The 20,773-nt window shown below is 72.6% G+C and carries 14 protein-coding genes and 1 pseudogene; 10 read left to right on the forward strand and 5 right to left on the reverse strand.

Annotation, left to right across the window (positions count from 1 at the left end):
- The first annotated feature begins 6 nt into the window (after nucleotides 1-6).
- Nucleotides 7-1,173: a thiolase domain-containing protein gene (locus ACZ6WH_RS09030; protein ID WP_469727103.1), complete on the forward strand. Its 1,167-nt coding sequence runs from the start codon at nucleotides 7-9 to the stop codon at nucleotides 1,171-1,173.
- Nucleotides 1,174-1,282: 109 nt separating this feature from the next.
- On the forward strand, nucleotides 1,283-1,525 hold the full coding sequence (locus ACZ6WH_RS09035) for a DUF397 domain-containing protein (protein ID WP_469727104.1): 243 nt from the start codon (nucleotides 1,283-1,285) through the stop codon (nucleotides 1,523-1,525).
- Here ACZ6WH_RS09035 and ACZ6WH_RS09040 read toward each other — a convergent pair.
- Entirely contained in the window at nucleotides 1,463-1,786 is a 324-nt protein-coding gene (locus ACZ6WH_RS09040) for a hypothetical protein (protein WP_469727105.1), read from the reverse strand. The two genes, ACZ6WH_RS09035 and ACZ6WH_RS09040, sit on opposite strands and share 63 nt — an antisense overlap.
- 351 nt (nucleotides 1,787-2,137) lie before the next feature.
- Complete coding sequence (locus tag ACZ6WH_RS09045; protein WP_469727107.1) at nucleotides 2,138-3,235, reverse strand: isoafricanol synthase; 1,098 nt, start codon at nucleotides 3,233-3,235, stop codon at nucleotides 2,138-2,140.
- Between the two features lie 286 nt (nucleotides 3,236-3,521).
- Between ACZ6WH_RS09045 and ACZ6WH_RS09050 the strand changes: the two are divergent.
- The 3 genes and pseudogenes from ACZ6WH_RS09050 to ACZ6WH_RS09060 all read left to right on the forward strand — a co-directional run bounded on the left by ACZ6WH_RS09050 (nucleotide 3,522) and on the right by ACZ6WH_RS09060 (nucleotide 9,580).
- Nucleotides 3,522-6,458, forward strand: a pseudogene (locus tag ACZ6WH_RS09050) (ATP-binding protein).
- Nucleotides 6,459-6,511: 53 nt separating this feature from the next.
- Nucleotides 6,512-7,009 carry a hypothetical protein gene (locus tag ACZ6WH_RS09055; RefSeq protein WP_469727108.1) on the forward strand — a complete coding sequence of 166 codons (498 nt, stop codon included), beginning with the start codon at nucleotides 6,512-6,514 and terminating at the stop codon, nucleotides 7,007-7,009.
- A gap of 129 nt (nucleotides 7,010-7,138) precedes the next feature.
- The gene (locus ACZ6WH_RS09060; protein ID WP_469727110.1) at nucleotides 7,139-9,580 is read left to right on the forward strand and encodes a glycoside hydrolase family 95 protein; all 2,442 of its coding nucleotides are present in this window, start codon (nucleotides 7,139-7,141) and stop codon (nucleotides 9,578-9,580) included.
- Here ACZ6WH_RS09060 and ACZ6WH_RS09065 read toward each other — a convergent pair.
- Nucleotides 9,567-10,652: a LacI family DNA-binding transcriptional regulator gene (locus ACZ6WH_RS09065; protein WP_469727111.1), complete on the reverse strand. Its 1,086-nt coding sequence runs from the start codon at nucleotides 10,650-10,652 to the stop codon at nucleotides 9,567-9,569. The genes ACZ6WH_RS09060 and ACZ6WH_RS09065 overlap by 14 nt on opposite strands.
- 383 nt (nucleotides 10,653-11,035) lie before the next feature.
- Between ACZ6WH_RS09065 and ACZ6WH_RS09070 the strand changes: the two genes are divergently transcribed.
- From ACZ6WH_RS09070 to ACZ6WH_RS09090, 5 genes are read left to right on the forward strand one after another with little or no spacing between them, the layout of a single operon-like run.
- Nucleotides 11,036-12,340: an ABC transporter substrate-binding protein gene (locus tag ACZ6WH_RS09070; RefSeq protein ID WP_469727112.1), complete on the forward strand. Its 1,305-nt coding sequence runs from the start codon at nucleotides 11,036-11,038 to the stop codon at nucleotides 12,338-12,340.
- 14 nt (nucleotides 12,341-12,354) lie between these two features.
- On the forward strand, nucleotides 12,355-13,383 hold the full coding sequence (locus ACZ6WH_RS09075; RefSeq protein WP_469727114.1) for a carbohydrate ABC transporter permease: 1,029 nt from the start codon (nucleotides 12,355-12,357) through the stop codon (nucleotides 13,381-13,383).
- Nucleotides 13,380-14,213 (forward strand): carbohydrate ABC transporter permease, encoded by an 834-nt coding sequence (locus tag ACZ6WH_RS09080; protein WP_469727116.1) that lies wholly within the window; start codon nucleotides 13,380-13,382, stop codon nucleotides 14,211-14,213. Before ACZ6WH_RS09075 ends, ACZ6WH_RS09080 begins: the two co-directional genes overlap by 4 nt.
- A gap of 41 nt (nucleotides 14,214-14,254) precedes the next feature.
- The gene (locus tag ACZ6WH_RS09085; protein ID WP_469727118.1) at nucleotides 14,255-15,895 is read left to right on the forward strand and encodes a glycoside hydrolase family 13 protein; all 1,641 of its coding nucleotides are present in this window, start codon (nucleotides 14,255-14,257) and stop codon (nucleotides 15,893-15,895) included.
- Nucleotides 15,896-15,924: 29 nt separating this feature from the next.
- Complete coding sequence (locus tag ACZ6WH_RS09090) at nucleotides 15,925-16,959, forward strand: aldo/keto reductase (protein ID WP_469727120.1); 1,035 nt, start codon at nucleotides 15,925-15,927, stop codon at nucleotides 16,957-16,959.
- A 229-nt stretch (nucleotides 16,960-17,188) separates the two neighbouring features.
- Here the strand turns inward: ACZ6WH_RS09090 and ACZ6WH_RS09095 are convergent, their stop codons facing one another.
- Together ACZ6WH_RS09095 and ACZ6WH_RS09100 are read right to left on the reverse strand one after the other, a co-directional pair.
- Entirely contained in the window at nucleotides 17,189-19,180 is a 1,992-nt protein-coding gene (locus tag ACZ6WH_RS09095) for an N-acetylmuramoyl-L-alanine amidase (protein ID WP_469727122.1), read from the reverse strand.
- 392 nt (nucleotides 19,181-19,572) lie between these two features.
- Nucleotides 19,573-20,706, reverse strand: coding sequence for an aminoglycoside phosphotransferase family protein (locus tag ACZ6WH_RS09100; protein WP_469727124.1), 1,134 nt, complete (start codon nucleotides 20,704-20,706; stop codon nucleotides 19,573-19,575).
- Nucleotides 20,707-20,773: the final 67 nt, after the last annotated feature.

Genomic DNA, 20,773 nt, shown 5'->3' on the forward strand with positions numbered 1-20,773 from the left:
GCCGTCATGAGCAAGGAGCCCGTGGCCGTCGTCGGCATCGGCCAGACCCGGCACGTCGCCGCACGCAAGGACGTCTCCATCGCGGGAATGGTCCGCGAGGCCGCCGTGCGCGCCCTGGAGGACGCCGGACTGACCTGGGCCGACATCGACGCCGTCGTGATCGGCAAGGCGCCCGACTTCTTCGAGGGCGTCATGATGCCCGAGCTGTACCTCGCCGACGCGCTCGGCGCCGTCGGCAAGCCGATGCTCCGGGTGCACACCGCGGGCTCCGTGGGCGGCTCCACCGCCCTGGTGGCCGCCAACCTCGTCGCCGCGGGGGTGCACGGCACCGTCCTCACCCTCGCCTTCGAGAAGCAGTCCGAGTCCAACGCCATGTGGGGCCTGTCCCTGCCCGTCCCCTTCCAGCAGCCTCTGCTCGCCGGGGCCGGCGGCTTCTTCGCCCCGCACGTCCGCGCCTACATGCGGCGCACCGGCGCGCCCGACACGATTGGCTCCCTCGTCGCCTACAAGGACCGCCGCAACGCGCTCAAGAACCCGTACGCGCATCTGCACGAGCACGACCTCACCCTGGAGAAGGTGCAGGCGTCCCCGATGCTGTGGGACCCCGTCCGGTACTCCGAGACCTGCCCCTCCTCGGACGGCGCGTGCGCGATGGTCCTCACCGGGCGGGCCGGCGCCGCCAGGTCGCCGCACCCGCCCGCGTGGGTGCACGGCGGGGCGATGCGCAGCGAACCGACGCTGTTCGCGGGCAAGGACGCCGTCTCGCCGCGCGCCGGCCGGGACTGCGCGGCCGACGTCTACCGGCAGGCCGGCATCACCGACCCGCGCGGCCAGCTCGACGCGGTCGAGATGTACGTGCCGTTCAGCTGGTACGAGCCGATGTGGCTGGAGAACCTCGGGTTCGCCGCGGAGGGCGAGGGCTGGAAGCTCACCGAGGCCGGCGTGACGGAACTGGACGGTGACCTTCCGGTGAATCCTTCGGGCGGTGTCCTCTCCACCAATCCGATCGGCGCCTCGGGCATGATCCGCTTCGCCGAGGCGGCACTCCAGGTACGCGGCATGGCCGGCGAACATCAAGTGGCCGGTGCGCGAAGGGCGTTGGGGCACGCGTACGGCGGCGGCTCGCAGTTCTTCGCGATGTGGCTGGTCGGAGCCGAGCCGCCCGCCACCTGACCGGTGACGTACGGAACGGGGCCACGCGGCCCGTCGCGGCCTGTTGGATGCCGGGCACGGTGACTACGCTGACCGGGACGGCGGACCCCACCGGGGAGGAGCGGTAAACGTGGCCGAAAGCACCATCACCGAGCAGCGGATCACCGGCGACAAGCAGCCCGAACTCGATCTCACGCAGGCCCAGTGGCAGCCCAGTGGCCAGGCTGTGGGCGACGTCCAGATCGCCTTCGTCGACGGTTTCATCGCGATGCGGGACCGCCGCAGCCCGGACGGCCCGGCCGTCGTCTTCTCACCCGGCGAATGGCGCGGCTTCGTGCTGCGCGCCCGGGACGGCGAGTTCGACCTGACATGAACCCCGGGCGCCCGGACGGCGCCACGGGCCGAGGACGTGCCACCCGGACCAAATCCCGGTCGGGTGGCACGGCTGTCGGACGAGGACGACGCAGCCGCGGTCCCGCAGGGCACGCAGCTCCGGCGCCGACTCGTCGACGGCGTTCCAGCGCAGGTCCAGCTTCTCCAGCGACGGCCACTCCGGCAGCCAGCGGGGGAGCGTACCGATGCGGTTGGCGCGCAGGTCCAGCCGGCGCAGCAGCGGGAGTCCGCGCAGCGCCACGGGGATCTCGGCCGGCTCGTTCTCGCGGAGCTCCAGTTCGCGCAGCTCCCGCAGCCCGGCGAAGGCGCCCGGCAGCGCGGTGAGGCGCTTGCCGCGCAGCCACAGCTCGCGCAGCCGAGACGGGCCGGCCGCCCCAGTGCGGCAGGCAGTTCGGCCAGCCGGTTGTCGTGGAGGTGCAGACAGCCGGACAGGCCGGTCAGGTCGCCGAGTGAGGCGGGCAGCCGGGTGAGCGCGTTGTCGGCGAGGATCCGCACGCGCGGGCCGGGCACCGCCTCCCACACCTCCGCCGGTACGGAATCCAGTCCGGCCTTCCCGTGGTTGAGCACCTCCGACACCGCGCCCCCCGCCCGGTCAGGAACCGGCCGTGCGCTGCGCCGGGAACCCGCCGGGGTCGGCGGCCGCGAAGAGGTCGGCCCAGGGCCGGCTCCGTACCGAGGCGGTGCCGGTGTCGTCGTAGCGCGGGGTCTCCTGCGACCACACCAGGTTGCCGGTCATCAGGTTCCGCATGCTCCAGGCGTAGTGCGCCACGTGGTCGTGCACATCGGCCGGCATGCCCAGCTCCCTGAGCGTCGCGGGCAGGGTCGCGGCGATCTGCTGGAACTGCTCCACGCGTGCGTTGCACGTCCGGACGATTCTGCGCACCGCCTGGTCCAGCGTGCAGCCGGTCGACCGCTGCAGGATGATCACGCTGTTGTTGACGTCGCCGGCCGCCAGTTCCTTGTCCACCGACACGATGTCGTTGACGAAGATCACCACTTCGGCGGTGAGCCGGCGCAGCTCCGCCAGCGGCGGTCTGCCGTGCAGTTCACGCGGGAGGACGTAACCGCCGCACCGCTCGGCGAAGTCCAGGCAGGGCTGCACCCCTATGGAGTCCCGGCGGCCCTTGAGGTACTGATCAAGCGACAGCACGCCCTTGCGGGTACGGTTCTGCGCTTCCCAGTGGTACGCGCCGAGGTACCGCTCCCAGTGGCCCTGGAAGCGCAACTGCCAGGCGCGGGGCGCCCCGGCGGTGATCCGCTGCCAGATGTCGCGGTACCCGGCGACCAGCGGGCTGTCGGGCTCCTCGGGCAGCAGATCGGGTGTCTCGTCCATCGTGCGCATCACACGGTCCACGAAGTGGGCCACGGAATCCGGGCACTGGCCCAGCTCGCCGTCGAACTGGTCGTCGAAGAGGAAGAACCAGGCATTGAAGTCCGTCGCCAGCGCCAGCCGGGCGGCGTCGGCCTCCGGATAGAAGTAGGCCATGAGCCGGTCCAGCCGCAGCGCGTCGTACTCCTGCGTCGCCGCCGCGCCGCAGAGCATGCCGTACCCGTGCAGCCAGCCGAGGGTGTGCCGCCGCGCCACTTCCACCCCGGGGTTCAGCTGCGCCGGGAAGGGGATGGCGAGGGGCGCGGTACGCCTGGGGACGGGAGGCAGCGGTGCTACCGCCGCACTGTTCTGGTCGTTCATGGTCCGCCTCCTTCAAGCTGCGCCCCGCGGCGCAGTCAGGGGAGCCTGAGGCTCCTGCGATAACCAGTCAAGAAGCGAGCCGGTTTATCGGTCAATGAATTTGTGGACGACGCCCGCTCGCGCCACCCGCGCAGGCCATGGGCCGCGCGCCGCGCAATGCCCCGCGAGGCGCGGAACCTCCCTGTGCGCCCCGTCGGTTCATGGTCGGAAGTTGTCCGGGCCCGACCACGGGGAGCCGCGCGACGCTAGGCTCGTCGCCATATGCACAAGGGGTGAGGACGGAAACATGGCGGAGATCACCGGGCGGTCCGGCCGGGCGCGCAGGCCCATGCTCGAACGAGAAACGGAACTGAGCGCACTGGACGGCATGTTGACCGACCTGTGCGGCTCCGGCGGCGAGGACGGAGGGGTGCGGACAGGCGGCCTGATCGCCTTCGCCGGGCCACCGGGCATGGGCAAGACCGCGCTGATCACCGAGGCCCGGCGACGCGCCGTCGCCCGCGGCTGCACGGTGCTGCTCGGCCGCGGCGGCGAGCAGGAGCAGGAGGTGGCCTTCCACGTCGTACGGCAGCTGGTGCAGCCGGTGTTCGCCGCCGAGTCCCCCGAGGAACACCGCCGGATCCTCGGCACCTGGTACGACATCGTCGCGCCCGCCGTCGGCCTGGTCGCGGCGGACGGCGACGCCTCGCCCGACCCGCAGGGCGTGCGGGACGGCCTGGACTGGGTCGTCACCCGCTTCGCCGTGCACTTCACGCCCGTCGTCCTCATTCTGGACGACGCCCACTGGGCCGACCCCGAATCCCTCGCCTGGCTCACCGCGTTCGCCGCCCGCGCGGAGGAGCTCCCCATACTGATCATCGTCGGGTACCGCCCCGACGAGCTGCCGGCCGGCGCCGGCCCGCTGCGCCGGATCGCCGAGCGCAGCGGCTCCCGCCCCTTCGAGCTGACCCCGCTCACCCCCACCGCCGTCCGGCGCGTGGTGACCCATATGGTCGGCGACGGCGCCGACGAGGCGTTCTGCCGCGAGTGCTGGGCCGTCACCGGCGGCAACCCGTACGAGGTCGTCGAGCTGAGCGCCAAGATCCGCGAGCGCGACATCAAGCCGCAGCAGGCCAACGTCTCCCAGCTGCGCGAGCTGGTCATGGCCATCAAGGACAGCGGGCTCATCGAGCGCCTGGAGCGGCTCGGAACCGCCGCCGTCCGCTTCGCCTGGGCCGCGTCCGTCCTCGGTACGGAGGTCTCCCCGACGCTCGCCGCCAACGTCGCGGGCCTCGGCTCCGTCCAGGCCGCCGACGTCGTGGACAAGCTGCGCGACGCCCGCATCCTCGCCCCCGTCCGCTCCTCGGACAACGGCAACCTCCGCTTCTTCCACCCCCTCGTCGCCAGCGCCGTCTACCAGGCCATCCCCGGGGCGCTGCGGGTCGCGCTGCACGGTCAGGCGGCCGCCGCGGTCGTGGACGCGGGACAGGGCGCCACGTCCGCGGCCCGCCATCTGCTGGAGATGCACCCCGAGCACGACGACTGGGTCGTGCAGCGGCTGCGGGAGGCCGCGAGCGAGTACTTCCGCGCGGGCGCGCCCGACGCGGCCCGCCGCTGCCTGGCCCGTGCGCTGCGCGAGCCCCCGGCCCTCCAGGACCGCGCCCGGGTCCTCTTCGAGCTGGGCTGCTCCTCCCTGCTCAGCGAGCCCGCGACCACGGTGAACCACCTCCGCGCGGCGCTGGAGGAGGACGAGCTGGACGCGGACCTGCGCGAGACGATCACATACAAGCTGGCGCAGGCGCTCGGGCACGCCGACCGCATGGAGGAGGCGGCGCAGGTCGTCGCCGCCGAGGCGCAGAGCGCGACGAACGCGCGGACGCGGCTGCGGATGCAGGCCGAGCAGTTCATGTGGAACGCCTTCCGGGCCGACGAGCAGGACTCGCCCGCCCGCTCCCGGCTGCTGGCCAAGCTCGCCGACCACCTCACCGGGCGCGGCATGGCCGAGCGGTACATCCTCGGACTGCGCGCCTGGGACGCAATGGTGCGCGGCGAGGGCGCGCAGACCGCGCTGCACTACGCCGAGGAGGCGCTCGGCGACGGCCTGCCGTGGACGGACGAGGAGTGGGGGTTCGAAGTGCCCGTCCTCGTCGCGCTCACCTTCATGTACTGCGACCAGCCGGGCCGTGCCGAGGAGCTGTTCCACAAGGGCATCGCCGAGTGCGAGCGCAAGGGCTGGCGCGGCGCCCACCTCTCCTTCGGGTACACCCTGCTCGGCTACATCCGCTACCGCCGCGGGCGGCTCGCGGAGGCCGAGGACCTGGTCCACGGGGGCCTGCGGATCGCGCACCGGGTGGGGCAGCGGGTGCCGGCCCAGTGGTTCGCGATCGGCATCCTCATCGAGATCCTGCTCGCCCGCGGCCGGGTCGCCGAGGCCCAGGAGCTGGCCGACACGTACAGCTACGGCGAGGTCGTGCCGAACGCCGTCGTCTACCCGGACTCGCAGACCGTCTACAGCGAGCTGCTGCTCGCGCGCGGCCTGCACCGGGACGCGGAACAGCAGCTCACGGCGGTCGGCAGGCGGCTGGAGCCGCGCGCCATGCGCAACCCCGCCTGGTGCCCCTGGCAGCTGCACCTCGCCCGCGCGATCGCCCTCACCGACCGGGCCAGGGCCCTCACCCTGGTCGACGACGCACTGCAGCGCGCCAAGGACTTCGGTACCGAGTCGGCCATCGGGCAGGCGCTGTTCTGCAAGGCCGGCGTGGTCGGCGGCGCGGAGGGCATGAAGCTGCTGGCCGAGGCGGTCCGCCACTTCGAGCGTTCCCCGTCCGCCTTCGAGCTGGCCTAGGCGCTGGTCGAGCACGGCGCCGCACTGCGCCGGGCGGGCCTGCCGCAGGATGCCGCCGACCGTCTCTACCGCGGTCTGGACAGCGCCCTGCACTGCGGCGCCGAGGCGCTGGCCGCACGTGCCAGGGACGAGCTGTCCGCCGCCGGGCTGCGCCCGCTCCAGCTGCGCAGTTCCGGCACGGACGCCCTCACCGCCCAGGAGCGGGCGGTGGCCGAGTGGGTCGTGCAGGGCTGGACCAAGGACCGGATCGCGGTGGAGCTGGGTACGCAGGTTCCGGCCGTCAGCCGGCTGCTGTCCGGGGTCTACCGCAAGATGGGCACGGACCACGGCGGCCTGCCGCGGCTGCTGGAGAGCGCGGGTGCCGTCACGGCCCCGCCGCCGGCCGCTCCGGAGCCGTGACGGCCGCCCGGGACCGCAGCATGGTGCCGCGGCGCGCCACGTACGATGGCTGTATGTCGTTCCTCCGCCGCCGTAGCGCCGTGCCTGCCGGGCCCGATTTTGATGTGCTTGCCATGGATCCCGGGGACTGGCCCGGCAACCTGGGCGCCGGGCTGCTGCCCGCTCCCGACGGCACCTGCCAGGGCGTCTTCCTGCGGTACGACCTCTTCGGCGGCCGCGGCCCGGCGATGATCATCGGCAACCTCCCCGAGGGCTCCCCGGCGCGGGAGCTCGGCGAGGGCGAGGTGCCCTTCGAGGTGGCGCAGCTGCTGGACGCACTGGGGCACGACGAGGAGGTCTCCGTCGTGGAGACCGAGGACCTCCCGGTCATGCACGACAACAACCTGTTGATCGTCAAGCGCATCAAGTGCTCCGAGGGCCGGATCTCCTGCGTGCAGTTCGACCGGAGCGACGGCGTGCTGGTCACCATCGCCAGCTGGGACCGCCCGATCACGGACGACCTGTACGCGCTGCTCAAGCCGCTGCCCGCGGAGATGTTCCAGCAGGGCTGAGCCGGGAGCGGGGCCACGGACCGGCGCCCTCGATCCCGTACGGCCTCTTGTCGCCCTATTCATCGGACCTCTAGCATCGGCGGCGCCCCGCCGGGGTGAGCCGCGTCTCGTGTCCTCCGGGAGCCGCCGATGTGTCCGGGAATTGCTCGAAGAACCGCTGTACTGGGTGGAGTCGGGGTGGGCGGCGCGCTCGCCCTCGGCGGGCCGCGGCGGCACGCGGCGGCCCAGGAGCGTACGACCGAGAAGTCGGGCCAGACCTCCGATGACCCGGGCTCGGCCCTCGGTGTCCTCTGGTACGACCGTCCCGCCGAGGAGTGGGAGCGCGAGGCCCTGCCCGTCGGCAACGGTGCGCTCGGCGCCATGATCTTCGGCACCGTCGCGAGCGAACGCCTCCAGTTCAACGAGAAGACGCTGTGGACCGGTGGCCCCGGCTCCCCGGGCTACGACGCCGGCAACTGGCACACGCCGCGCCCCCAAGCCCTCGCGCAGGTCAGGCAGCTGATCGACGACGAGGGCAGCGCCGACCCCGAGCGGGTGGCCGAGCTGCTGGGGCAGCCGAAGACCGGCTACGGCGCGTACCAGACCTTCGGCGACCTCCATCTGGACCTGGCGGACCCGCCGGCCTCCCCGGCGGACTACCGCCGTGAGCTGGACCTCGATTCCGCCGTGGCGCGGGTGCGCTACCGCGCCGGCACCACCACCCACCACCGTGCCTATTTCGCCTCGCACCCCGACGGCGTCCTCGTCGGCCGCCTCACCGCCGACCGGCCCGGCGCCGTCGGCTGCACCCTCCGCACCACCTCACCCCGCGAGGACCGCACGGTCACCGCACGGGACGGCCGGATCACCGTACGGGGCGCGCTCCAGGACAACGGCATGGTCTTCGAGGCGCAGCTGCGGGTGGTGGCGGAGGGCGGCACGGTCCGCGAGCACGCCGACGGCACGGTCACCGTCCAGGCCGCCGACGCGGTGTGGTTCGTGCTCGCCGCCGGCACCGACTACGCGGACCGGCACCCGCACTACCGCGGCCCCGACCCGCACGGCCGGGTCACCCGGACCGTGGACGCCGCGGTCGCCAAGGGCTTCGACCGGCTGCTCGCGGCCCATCTGCGGGACCACCGGCGGCTGTTCGGCCGCGTCGCGCTAGACCTCGGCGGACGGATGCCGGCCGGCGTCCCCACCGACCGCCTGCTCGCCTCGTACACCGGCGGCGCCGGCGCCGCCGACCGCGCGCTGGAGACGCTGTACTTCGCGTACGGCCGCTATCTCCTCCTCGCCTCCTCGCGCCGGGGCTCGCCGCCCGCCAACCTCCAGGGCGTGTGGAACGACTCCACCGCCCCGCCCTGGGCTGCGGACTATCACACCAACATCAACCTCCAGATGAACTACTGGCCGGTGCACGTGGCGGGCCTCGCCGAGGCGGCCGAGCCGCTGGAGCGTTTCATCACGGCGCTGCGCCCGCCCGGCGAGGTCTCGGCGAAGGGCATGTTCGGCGCCCGCGGCTGGGTGGTGCACAACGAGACCAACCCGTACGGCTTCACCGGCGTGCACGACTGGGCCACGGCCTTCTGGTTCCCCGAGGCCGCCGCGTGGCTCGCGCACCACCTCTACGACCACTACCGCTTCACCCGCGACCCCGGCTTCCTGCGCCGTACCGCCTATCCGGCGATGAAGGGGGCCGCCCTCTTCTGGCTGGACACCCTGCACACAGACCCGCGCGACGGCACCCTCGTCGTCTCGCCGAGCTACTCGCCCGAGCACGGGGCCTTCACCGCGGGCGCCGCCATCTCCCAGCAGATCGTCCGCGACCTGTTCGTCAACACCCTGGAGGCGGCCCGGCTGACGGGTGACGGCACGGAGTTCCGTACGGAGCTGCGGCGGGCGCTGGACCGGCTCGACCCGGGGCTGCGCGTCGGTTCCTGGGGGCAGCTCCAGGAGTGGAAGGCCGACCTGGACGACCCGGCGGACACCCACCGGCACGTCTCCCACCTCTTCGCGCTGCACCCGGGGCGGGCGATCGGGCCCGGCGGCGAGTGGGCGGAGGCGGCGAAGGTCTCACTGCGCGCACGGGGCGACGGTGGTACCGGCTGGTCCAAGGCATGGAAGATCAATTTCTGGGCGCGGCTGCGCGACGGCGACCACGCGCACACGATGCTCACCCAGCTGCTGTCCTCCTCCACCCTGCCCAACCTGTGGGACACCCATCCGCCGTTCCAGATCGACGGCAACTTCGGCGCCACCGCCGGGATCACCGAGATGCTGCTGCAGAGCCACCTCGACGCGATCGAGGTGCTGCCCGCGCTCCCGGCCCGCTGGCCCGACGGCTCGGTGACCGGGCTCCGGGCGCGCGGCGACGCGGGCGTGGACCTCACGTGGTCGGGCGGCGCCGCGCGCCGCGTGGTGATCCATGCGGGCCGGGACGGCGAACTGCGGTTGCGCGGCGCGCTCTTCACGAGGGCGTACGCGGTCCGCGACTTGACGGCAGGCACGGACCTGGTGCCCCGTACGGAGGCGAGGGTGGCCTTCCTCGGGGCGCGCGGCGGTCACTCGTACGAGTTCATTCCGCAGTAGCCGGTACAGGGGGCTCGTCCGCGTCGGACGGACGGTCCCCGTCGGCCGGGCGCGGCGGTGCCGTGGTGGCTCGCGGGATCAGCCGGGTGGGCAGGACCAGGTGCCGGGTCCGGTCCGCTTCCGGGTCGTTGATCAGATCGCGGGCCAGCTCGCCGGCCGCCCGTCCGATGTCGGCGGGGGACTGGGCGATCGTGGTCAGGTCCGACCACTCGGCCATCTGATGGTCGTCGAAGCCCAGCACGGACATCCGTCCGGGCACGTCGATGTGGGCCTTCCGCAGCGTCCAGAGGACCGAGACGGCGACCTCGTCCTGTTCGGCGAAGATCGCGGTGGGCGGCTCGCGCAGGCTCAGCAGAGCCCCGACCGCCTCGGCGGTACGGCGCTTGTCCCCGGGCGGCGTGGCCACGACCAGTTCACCGTCCGGCGCCACGCCCGCCTCGGTGAGCGCCTGCCGGTGGCCGAGCAGCCGCTCGTGCGAGCTGAACGAGAAGCCGCTGGCCCCGGTGGTCTGCACGAAGGCGATCCGGCGGTGCCCGAGGCCGAGCAGGTGCCGGGTGCCGGCGCGGGCCCCGGCCACGTCGTCCACGTACACGCTCGGCCGGCCCTCGGCGTGCTGGCTGAGGTAGACCACCGGCATCCCGAGGTCGTCCAGGCGCGCGCTCTCCTCCTCGGAGAGGTCGAAGGAGAACACCAGCAGCGCATCGGCGTTGCGCCGCGCGGGCAGCCGGTCGAAGAAGTCGGTCCGCTCGGCCAGGTCCGGGATGACGTAGACGAGCAGCTCCAGGCCGGCCGCGCGCAGGACGGGGCCCAGGCTGGAGAGCGCCGAGCCGATGAACCAGGAGTTGAGCGTGGGCGCGAGCACGGCGACCACGCCCGTACGGCCGGTCACCAGGCTGGACGCCTGGCGGGAGACCACGAAGTGCAGTTCGCGCGCGGCCTGTTCGACGCGGGCACGCACGTCCGGCGAGACGGTCGACATGCCGCGCATGGTGCGGGAGACGGTGGAGGCGGACACCCCGGCCCGCTGGGCGACGTCGGCCAGCGTGGGGTGGTGCCGCTGGGCTGGTGGCATGAGCGGACGGTAGCACCGGTCACGGCGCGCGGAAACCCTTCCGAGACAGCGCTGTCACGCCCTTCTCGTGACAACGCTGTCTCGGGTGCCCATCCTTGAGCGCCACCCTCAATCAACCGCAGGAAACCGGTGCATAGCACCCCTGGAGAACCGGGAAATTACCTCGACGTAACGCGTTGACTTCCCCATGGCCTGCTCCTAGCGTGCAAGCGTTGTTACGGAGTGGCCGCCCACTTCCCCCGCTCCTGCACCTCTCTTTCCCTTAACTCCCTTGAAATGGGCCCCTCTTGTTCCTGCATGCGCGGGACGCGGATGACAGCGCAGTCACACGGTCGGCGCACCGCACGGAACTCCGATGCGGAGCCCAGCTGCCAGGAGAGACAGTGAAGACCAGGACCATCAGAGCCGTCCGGAGCGCCTGTGCCGGACTCGTCGGACTCACCGCCGTGACCGCCTGCGGCACCTCCGGCGGCGCGCCGCCCGCCGGGAAGGCCGGTACGTTCGAGGGCCGCGGCCCCATCACGTACGTCGCGGGCAAGGACACCACCGGCACCGTGCAGGCCGTGCTCGACCGCTGGAACACGGCGCATCCGGACGAGAAGGTCACCTTCGTCCAGCTGCCCACCGACCCCGACGCGCAGCGTCAGCAGATGATCCAGAACGCCGAGCTCAAGTCCGACGCGTTCACGGTGCTCTCCCTGGACGCCGTCTGGACCTCGGAGTTCGCCGCCCACCGCTGGGTCGACCGGCTGCCCGCCGACCGCTTCCCGCTCGACAGGATGCTCGACCCGATCGTGGGGACCGCCACCTACCGGGGCGGCCTCTACGCGGTCCCGGCCAGCTCCGACGGCGGCATGCTCTACTACCGCACCGACCTGCTGCGCCGTGCCGGCATCGAGAGGCCGCCGGTCACTTGGGCGGAGATGAAGGCCGGCTGCGCGAAGGTGAAGAAGCTGCCCGAGGCACGCGGGATGTCCTGCTACGCCGGCCAGTTCCAGAAGTACGAAGGGCTCACCGTCAACGTCGCCGAGGCCGTCCACTCGGCCGGCGGCACCGTCACCGACGCCCGCGGCCGCCCGCACCTGGACACCCCGCAGGCCAGGGCCGGGCTCGACTTCCTCGTCGACGCCCTCCGGGACGGCACGGCCCCGAAGGAGGCCATCACCTACCAGGAGGAGGACGCCCGGCGGGCGTTCCAGGACGGAAAGCTGGTCTTCGAACGGCAGTGGCCGTACATGTATCCGCTCGCCGCGAAGAAGGACGGCTCCAGCAAGGTCGCCGGGAAGTTCGGCGTCGCCCCGCTGCCCGGCCTGAACGGCCCCGGCGCCTCCAGCCTCGGCGGCCACAACCTCGCGCTCACCGCCTCCGCGAAGAACAAGGCCACCGCGCTGGACTTCATGAAGTTCTTCACCAACGAGCAGAACCAGCGCTTCTCCCTCAAATACGCGCCCGCCGCCCCCACGTACGAGTCCCTCTACCGGGATCCCGCCCTGGTGAAGACCTATCCCTACCTCCCCACCCTCAAGCGGTCGATCCTGCACGCCGTGCCGCGCCCGCGCGTCTTCCAGTACGGCGACCTGACCGCGGCCGTGCAGCGCGAGGCCTACGCCGCGCTGACCGGCGAGAAGAGCAGTGCCCAGGCGCTCACGGACCTCCAGCGGGCGCTGCGGCAGCCCATGGCCGAGTAAGGAGCCACGCCCCGATGGCCGAGACCCAGACGCCCGCCCGGCCCGTACCGCCGGCCGCGCGCAGAGAACCACCCACCGCGCCCGCCCGCCGCCGCCCGGCGCGGGCCACCGCGGGCACCGCCCGGCTCGCCGCGCTCCTCGTGTCGCCCACCCTGCTCGTCCTCGGCGTCGTCGTGCTCTACCCGACCCTCGTCGCCCTGAAGCAGTCGTTGTACGGCCCCCGGGGGCTGGACCCGAAGACCGGATTCGTCGAGGACGGCGAGCCGTTCGTCGGGCTCCAGAACTTCGCCGCGATCTTCGGCGAGGCCGGTGCCCGCTTCTGGAACGCCTTCTGGAACACCACCTTCCTCACCGCCACCACGGTCCTGCTGGAGACCCTCATCGGCGTGGCGATGGCGCTGATCATGCATCGCGCCTTCCGCGGCCGCGCCCTGGTCCGCGCGAGCATCCTCATCCCGTGGGCCATCCCCACCGCCGTGACCGGCCTGCTCTGGCGCTGGATCTTCCACAGCGACGGCATCGCCAACGCCCTCATCGGCCACCAAGTGCTCTGGACCACCGAGGGGTTCCACGCCAAGGCCGCCGTCATCATCGCCGACGTCTGGAAGACCGCGCCCTTCGTGGGCCTGCTCGTCCTGGCCGGTCTTCAGGTCATCCCGAACGAGGTGTACGAAGCGGCGCGCATCGACGGGGCCGGGGCGCTGCGCCGGTTCCGGCACATCACCCTGCCGCTGGTGAAGCCCGCGCTGCTGGTGGCGGTGCTGTTCCGCACCCTCGACGCGCTCCGCATGTTCGACCTGCCGTACATCCTGATCGGCGCGCAGAAGACCTCGGTGGAGACGCTGTCGATGCTCGCCCAGGACCAGGCGGCCAACGTGCGGTTCGGCCCCGCTTCCGCATACGCGGTGATCCTCTTCGTCTACGTGTTCCTCATCGCGCTGGCCTTCGTACGGCTGCTCGGCGCGGACATCGTGGGGGACGACGGCAAGCCCCTCCGACGCCGCCGGCGGCTGCCGCGCCGCACTCAGGGGGTTGCGGCATGACGCTCCCGGCAAGCCTTCGCAAGTGCCTGTTGTTCCTCGGTGTCGCCGCGGTCGTGGCCTACTGCCTCGCGCCGTTCGGCTGGATGCTGGTCTCCAGCCTGCGCCGCACCTCCGACATCTTCGACAACTCCCCGCTGCCGTCCCCGCTGTCCCTGGAGAACTACCGCGCGGTCTTCGACCCCGCCCAGGCCTTCACCCGCGCTCTCCTCAACAGCCTGGTCGTGGCGGGCGTGACCACCTGCCTCGCACTGCTGCTCGCCACCTTCACCGCGTACGCCATGGCCCGGCTGGAGTTCCGCCTCAAGCGGCTGGTGCTCACCCTGATCATCGCCACCTCGATGTTCCCGGTGGTCTCGATCGCCGTGCCGCTCCTGAAGCTCTTCGTCGGCCTGGGCTGGATCAACACCTACCAGGCCATGATCGTGCCCAGCATGTCCTTCACCCTGCCGCTGGCGGTCTGGAACCTCACCGCCTTCTTCCGGCAGCTCCCCGACGAGCTGGAACAGGCCGCCATGGTCGACGGCTGCACCCGTGGCCAGGCCTTCCGCAGGGTCATCGTCCCGCTCGCCGCACCCGGCCTGTTCACCACCGCGATCATCACCTTCATCGCGGCGTGGAACGAATTCCTCATCGCCCTGTCCATGACCAACAAGCCGGAGATGCAGACCGCGCCCGTCGCGATCTCCAAGTTCTCCGGCGCCACCCAGTTCGAGACGCCGTTCGGCAGCCAGATGGCGGCCGGGGTGCTCGTGACCGTACCGCTCGTGATCGTGGTGCTGCTCTTCCAGCGCCGGATCGTCGCCGGCCTCACCGCCGGCGCCGCGAAGTAGCCCAGACCGCCCGTACCTCGCCCGTACAAGGAGTACGCCCCATGACCCGCACCGCACCCTGGTGGCGCGACGCCGTCATCTACCAGGTCTACATCCGCAGCTTCGCCGACGGGAACGGCGACGGCATCGGTGACATCGCCGGCATCCGCTCCCGCCTGCCGTACCTGAAGTCGCTCGGCGTGGACGCGATCTGGATCAACCCCTGGTACAAGTCCCCGCAGGCCGACCACGGTTACGACGTCGCCGACTTCCGGGCCATCGACCCGCGCTTCGGCACCGTCGAGGAGGCCGAGGCGCTGATCGAGGAGGCCCACGCCGCCGGTATCCGTGTCATCCCGGACATCGTGCCCAACCACACCTCCGACCAGCACGCCTGGTTCCGCGCCGCGCTGGCCGCCGGGCCCGGCAGCCCCGAGCGCGCCCGCTACGTCTTCCGCGACGGCCGCGGCCCCGACGGCGCCGAGCCGCCCAACGACTGGCGGTCCTGCTTCGGCGGCCGCGCCTGGACCCGGGTGCCCGACGGGCAGTGGTACCTCCACCTCTTCGCGCCCGAACAGCCCGACCTCAACTGGGACCACCCCGACGTCCTGGCCGAGTTCGAGGACATCCTGCGGTTCTGGTTCCGGCGCGGGGTCGACGGCTTCCGTATCGACGTCGCCCACGGCCTGGTCAAGCACCCCGAGCTGCCCGACCTGCCGGCCCTCCCCGCCCCGGCCGACCGCGTCCCGGGGCAGCACCTGGACCACCCGCACTGGGACCGCGACGAGGTGCACGAGATCTACCGCGCCTGGCGCCGGGTCGCCGACGAATTCCCCGGCGACCGCGCCTTCGTCGCCGAGGCCTGGGCCGACACCCCCGAACGGCTCGCCGCCTACGTCCGCCAGGACGGCCTGCACACCGCCTTCAACTTCGACTTCCTCATGGCGAGCTGGGACGCCAAGGAGCTGCGCGCGGTCATCGACCACTCCCTCGCCATGCTCGGCGCCGTCGGTGCCCCGGCCACCTGGGTGCTCTCCAACCACGACGTGGTGCGCCACCCCAGCCGCTACGGCCGCAAGGTCGTCAAGAAGTGGGTCGCCAACGAGACCTACCGGCCCGAAGGCCCGCTCGACCTCGCCCTCGGCACCCGCCGCGCCCGCGCCGCGGCCCTCCTCATGCTCGCCCTGCCCGGCGGCGCCTACGTCTACCAGGGCGAGGAACTCGGCCTGCCCGAGGTCGAGGAACTGCCCGAAGCGGTGCTCCAGGACCCCACCTGGGAGCGGTCCGGCCACACCGACCGCGGCCGGGACGGCTGCCGGGTGCCGATCCCGTGGTCCGGTGACCAGGCACCGTACGGCTTCAGCCCGGAGGGCGCGGCCGGCGAACCCTGGCTGCCCCAGCCGCCGCTGTGGCGCGAGCTGAGCGTCGCCGCACAGGAAGGCGACGAGGACTCCATGCTGGCGCTCTACCGCCGCGCGCTGCGCACCCGCCGCGACCACCCGGCGCTCGGCGACGGCCTGATGACCTGGCTCGACACCCCGGCCGGCGTCCTCGCCCTGCGGCGCGAGCCCGGCTTTTTGTGCGTCGTCAACCTCTCGGCCGAGCCGTATCCGCTCCCGGAGCACGAGGAGGTACTGCTGGCCAGCGGCCCGCTCGCGGACGGCCGGCTGGCACCGGACCACGCGGTGTGGCTCGCCCTGTGACCACCGGCCGCACGGAAGGAGCACCTGACATGGAGTACCGCACCCTCGGGACCGGAGGCTGCGCCGTCTCGGCCCTGGCGCTGGGCACCATGACCTTCGGTCACGAGACCGGGGAGACGGAGGCGCACGCCCAGCTGGACCGGTTCGTCGAGGCCGGCGGCACCCTCGTGGACACCGCCGACGTCTACACGGCCGGCGCCTCCGAGGAGATCATCGGCCGCTGGTTCGCCGCTCGCACCACCGATGTCACCGACCGCGTCGTCCTCGCCTCCAAGGGCCGCTTCCCCATGGCCCAGGACCCGAACGGCGCCGGGCTCTCCCGCCGCCACCTGCACCGGGCGCTGGATGCCTCGCTGCGCCGCCTCGGCGTCGAGACGATCGACCTGTACCAGGTCCACGCCTGGGACCCGATGACGCCCGTCGAGGAGACCCTGCGCTTCCTGGACGACGCGGTGCGCCAGGGCAAGGTCCACTACATCGGGCTGTCCAACTTCACCGGCTGGCAGCTCCAGAAGACGGTGGACGTCGCCGACTTCCGCGGCCTGGCCCGCCCGGTCACCCTCCAGCCGCAGTACAGCCTGGTCTCCCGCGAGATCGAGTGGGAGATCGTGCCGGCCTGCGTCTCCGAAGGGCTCGGCCTGCTCCCGTGGAGCCCGCTCGGCGGCGGCTGGCTGACGGGTAAGTACCGGCGGGACGCCCGGCCCGCCGGCGCGACCCGGCTCGGCGAGAACCCCGAGCGCGGTACCGAGGCGTACGACCGGCGCGGCAGCGTCGAGCGCACCTGGGACGTCGTCGACGAGGTGCGCGCGGTGGCCGAGGAACGCGGCGTCTCCATGGCACAGGTCGCGCTCGCGTGGGTGCGCGACCGGCCGGCCGTGTCCTCGGTGATCCTCGGCGCCCGCACCGTGGATCAGCTGGACGACAACCTCGCCTCCGCCGGCCTCCGGCTCTCGGACGAGGAACGCGCCCGGCTGGACAAGGTGAGCGACCCCGGCGCCGCCGACTACCCGTACGGCGGCCCCGGCCAGGAGCAGCGCAGCCGGAACGTGGCCGGCGCGGGCTGAGGCGCGCACGACACGGCGCGGCGGCCGGCGGGCCCGTTCGGGGTCCCGCCGGCCGCCGCTGTGGTGCTAGGGCCTCTCGTTCGGATCTTGCTGGGCTCGCGACGCCTGGACACCGCACCTCGCGGCGTTGTCGTCACTCGCCAATGCTCCGCAGTGGCTCCCTCCTTCGCCTTGCGATGCACGGCACCAGACGCCGCTCACTGATCCAGCCTGATCCAAACGACAGACCCTAGCGGCCGGACCAGCGGACGTCGATGTCCGCCGCCCGGACGTAGCCGACCCGGTGGCCGACCTGGATCTCGTAGTACACGTCCTTGCCGCGCACGACGGCGTGCTTGCTCGTGTCGAACGTGGGCGCGTAGAAGTACTCGCCGTGCGTCCGCCCGCCGATCGCGTACCGCTGGCCGGCCTTGAGGGAGTACGGCAGCGGCGAGACCGACTGGACCGGGACGTCCGCCGGGTAGGCCTCCTTCTCCGGGTACGCCCGGCCGTAGACCGGGATCTCCGTCCGGCCCTTCTTGGGCGTGGCGACCCAGCCCCTGGCGTTCACCGCGGTCGGCTCCGAACCGGGGTTCTCGAACCACGCCTTCTGGCCGAGGTACCAGATCGCCGTCCAGTCACCCTCGCGGTCCGCGACGGCGAACTGCTGGCCGGTGCTGGCGCGGGCGCCGGTGTCGTTCACCCCGATGGTGGAGTCGGCGCCCCCGGGGTGCAGCCCCTCGTCCTTCACCAGCGGGGCGTCCTCACTGGGCGCGGAGTGCAGCCGCACCGCGCCCGAGCCGTGCGGGGCACACGGCTGACCGGCCTTCTCGCAGCCCGTGTACGCCAGTTCGTTCATCTCGTAGACCGGGTCGATGGTGACGAGACCGCCGCGCGGGCCCGCGGTGGGCGTCAACGGCCTGCCCAGCAGGGCGAAGTAGTGGTCCCAGTCCCAGTAGGGGCCCGGGTCGGTGTGCATGCCCTTGATCGACGCGGTGGTGGTGCCCGGCACGTTGTCGTGGCCGAGGATGCGCTGCCGGTTCAGCGGGATGTCGTACTTGTGCGCCAGGTACCGCACCAGCCGGGCGGACGTGCGGTACATCGCCTCCGTGTACCAGGCGTCCGGCGCGACCAGGAAGCCCTCGTGCTCCAGGCCGATGGAGCGGGAGTTGATGTACCAGTTGCCCGCGTGCCAGCCGACGTCCTTGGTCGGGACGTGCTGGGCGATCAGCCCGTCGGAGGACCGGAGGCTGTAGTGCCAGGACACGTAGGTCGGGTCCTGGACCAGCTTCAGCGTCGTCTCCCACGTCGCTTCCGTGTCGTGGATGACGATGTAGTCGACGCTCTGGTCCTCGGGGCGGTCCGCCAGGTCGTGGTTGCCGTAGTCGTCGTCGGGGAGCTTCTGGTACGGCGCCGGCACCGACTCGCACGCCACGCTCGACGGGCACTCGGTCCCGGCCCCGGAGGCCTTGCGCAGGCCCAGGACCCGGGTCTGGGCGCGGTCGGGGGAGAGGCGGGGGGACTTGGCGAGGGTGACGCGCTGGCCCGCGTCGGTGGTCCGGGACGCGCCGCCGCGCAGCACGTCGTAGACCTGGTCGGCGAAGACCGTGGCGCTCCTGGCGTCGCTCGCGCCGGAGTAGCGGGCCACGGCGGCGTACCAGTCGGCGGGGTCCGCGCTCGGCTTCAGGCCGAGCCGGCGCTGCTGGTCGGCGAGGAGGGCCGCGCCGCCGCTGATGTTCGCCGCGGGGTTCTCCCGCAGCTCGCGCGCCGGCAGGCCGGTGAGCGCCGCGGCCTTCGGCAGGGTCTTCAGCCGGGCCGGCAGCTCGGACGCCGCGGGCAGCTTCGCCTCGGCGGTCTTCCGGGAGCGCGCCGAGTCGCCGCGGGCGTCCTCGGTGCCCTCGCTGTGGTGCGGCGCCTCCCTGGCGAGCGCGGTCCGCGCGTCCGTGAGGTGCATGGGACCGTAGCCGCCGGCCACGCTGGGCGCGCCCCGGTGGCCGTCCCAGCGGGACTCCAGGTACGAGACGGCCAGCAGCACGCTCTGCGGTACGTCGTACCGGGCGGCGGCGTCGGCGAAGGCGCGCTGGAGCGAGCCGGTGTCCGAGCCGGCGGTGGCGGTGGGCGCGGCCGATACCAAGGGCAGGAGGAGGGCGGTCGCCGCGACCGCGGTCGCCGCCCTCCTCGTCGTTCTGCGGGTGCGGAAGGCGTCGCGTCTGGCGACGCCGACGGGGGCGGATCCTCGCAATGCAGCCTCCTCGGGCCGGCCCGTACCGGGCGGTGTGGCGGATGGTGCGCCGCTGGGCGTGCGGGAACCCGTCAAGAGGTATCGGTTCACCGACGATCCGTCAATCACCCGGCAACCGGGTGATTCCGCAGGTGGGCGCGGGCCCGGAAGGCTTTTCGCGGGCCGGGCCCGGGGCCTGCGGCGCGTCAGTGGTGTGGACCAATTCCGGGAAGCGTCGAGCCGGTGGACCTCGGGTTCCGCACCGTCGTGTGGTGCGTGTGGGTGATGCCCCGCAGACCACGTCGATACGCCACCCGGGTGCAGCCGTACGCCACCCCTCTCGGCTGCGGCGTGGGCATACGACAGCGGCGCGCCCCAGCACAGGCGCGCCGCTTCGTCCCCCCGTCAGCGGATCAGCGGGTGCCGACCGCCGCCCGCACCGCACGCCGCGCCATCTGGGCGTCGTCGTGCAGCCGCCGCAGCAGCAGACGCTGTTCCTCGCCTGCGGCGGGCGCTCCCGGCTGTCCCGGGCCGGAGGCACCGGGCGGCACCTCTTCCCGCATGGTCCGCTGCACCGCGGTCTCGTAGCGCCGGATCTCCCGGGTCAGCACCAGCATCAGATTGACCAGGAAGGAGTCCCGGACCGCGGGGCCGGCGGCCTGCGCGAGCTGGCTGATCTGCCGGCGCGCGACCGGTGCGTCACCGAGCACCGACCACAGCGTCGCGAGGTCGTAGCCCGGCAGGTACCAGCCGGCGTGCTCCCAGTCCAGCAGCACCGGGCCGGCCGGGGAGAGCAGGACATTGTTCAGCAGCGCGTCACCGTGGCAGAACTGGCCCGTGGAGTGCGCCAGGCCGTGCATCAGCTTCTGCAGGTCCCCGAGGTCCCGGTCGGTCAGCAGACCGAGATCGTGGTACCGCCCGATGCGGTTCGCGTAGTCCAGAGGCGCGTCGAACATGCCGGCCGGCGGACGCCAGAGGTTGATCCGGCAGACCGCGCCGAGCGCGGCCCGGATGTCCGCACGCGGCGGCGCTTCGGTGGGGTGGCGCTGTACGGCGGCCACCCGCCCGGGCATCCGCTCGACGACCAGGGTGCAGTTGTCAGGATCCGCGGCGACCAACCTCGGCACGCGCACCGGCGGGCGGTGGCGGACGAAGGCGCGATACGCCGCTATTTCGTGCCGGAACCGCTCGACCCAGGCCGGCGAGTGGTCCAGTAAAACCTTCGCGACCGCGGTCGTACGACCGGTCGTGCCGACGAGAAGGACGGACTTCCCGCCCCGCCGCAGTACCTGGACCGGATTGAACTCCGGACAGATGCGCTGCACCGAGGCGACCGCCGCGCGCAGCTGCGCGCCCTGAGGGCCGGACAAGTCGAGTCTCCCGCTGAGCGGTTGAGGTCCGGGCCCCTGCGCCCGCCTCAGGCGGCCGCCCGCGGGCCCTGCGGCCATTCCCGAGGAGTGGGCGGGATCGAGATACGGACCGCTGCCCGCGGGCTGCGGTCGGTACGGCCGGGGCGGGGCGGTCGCGGCGGACGATGCTGCGTACATGGGTGGATGAGGTCCCTTCGTGCGCCGACGAGTGGCGGTGCGCCACCGGCCCGGTGAGGGCTCCGAC

This window comes from Streptomyces sp. NPDC050806, from assembly GCF_055586425.1.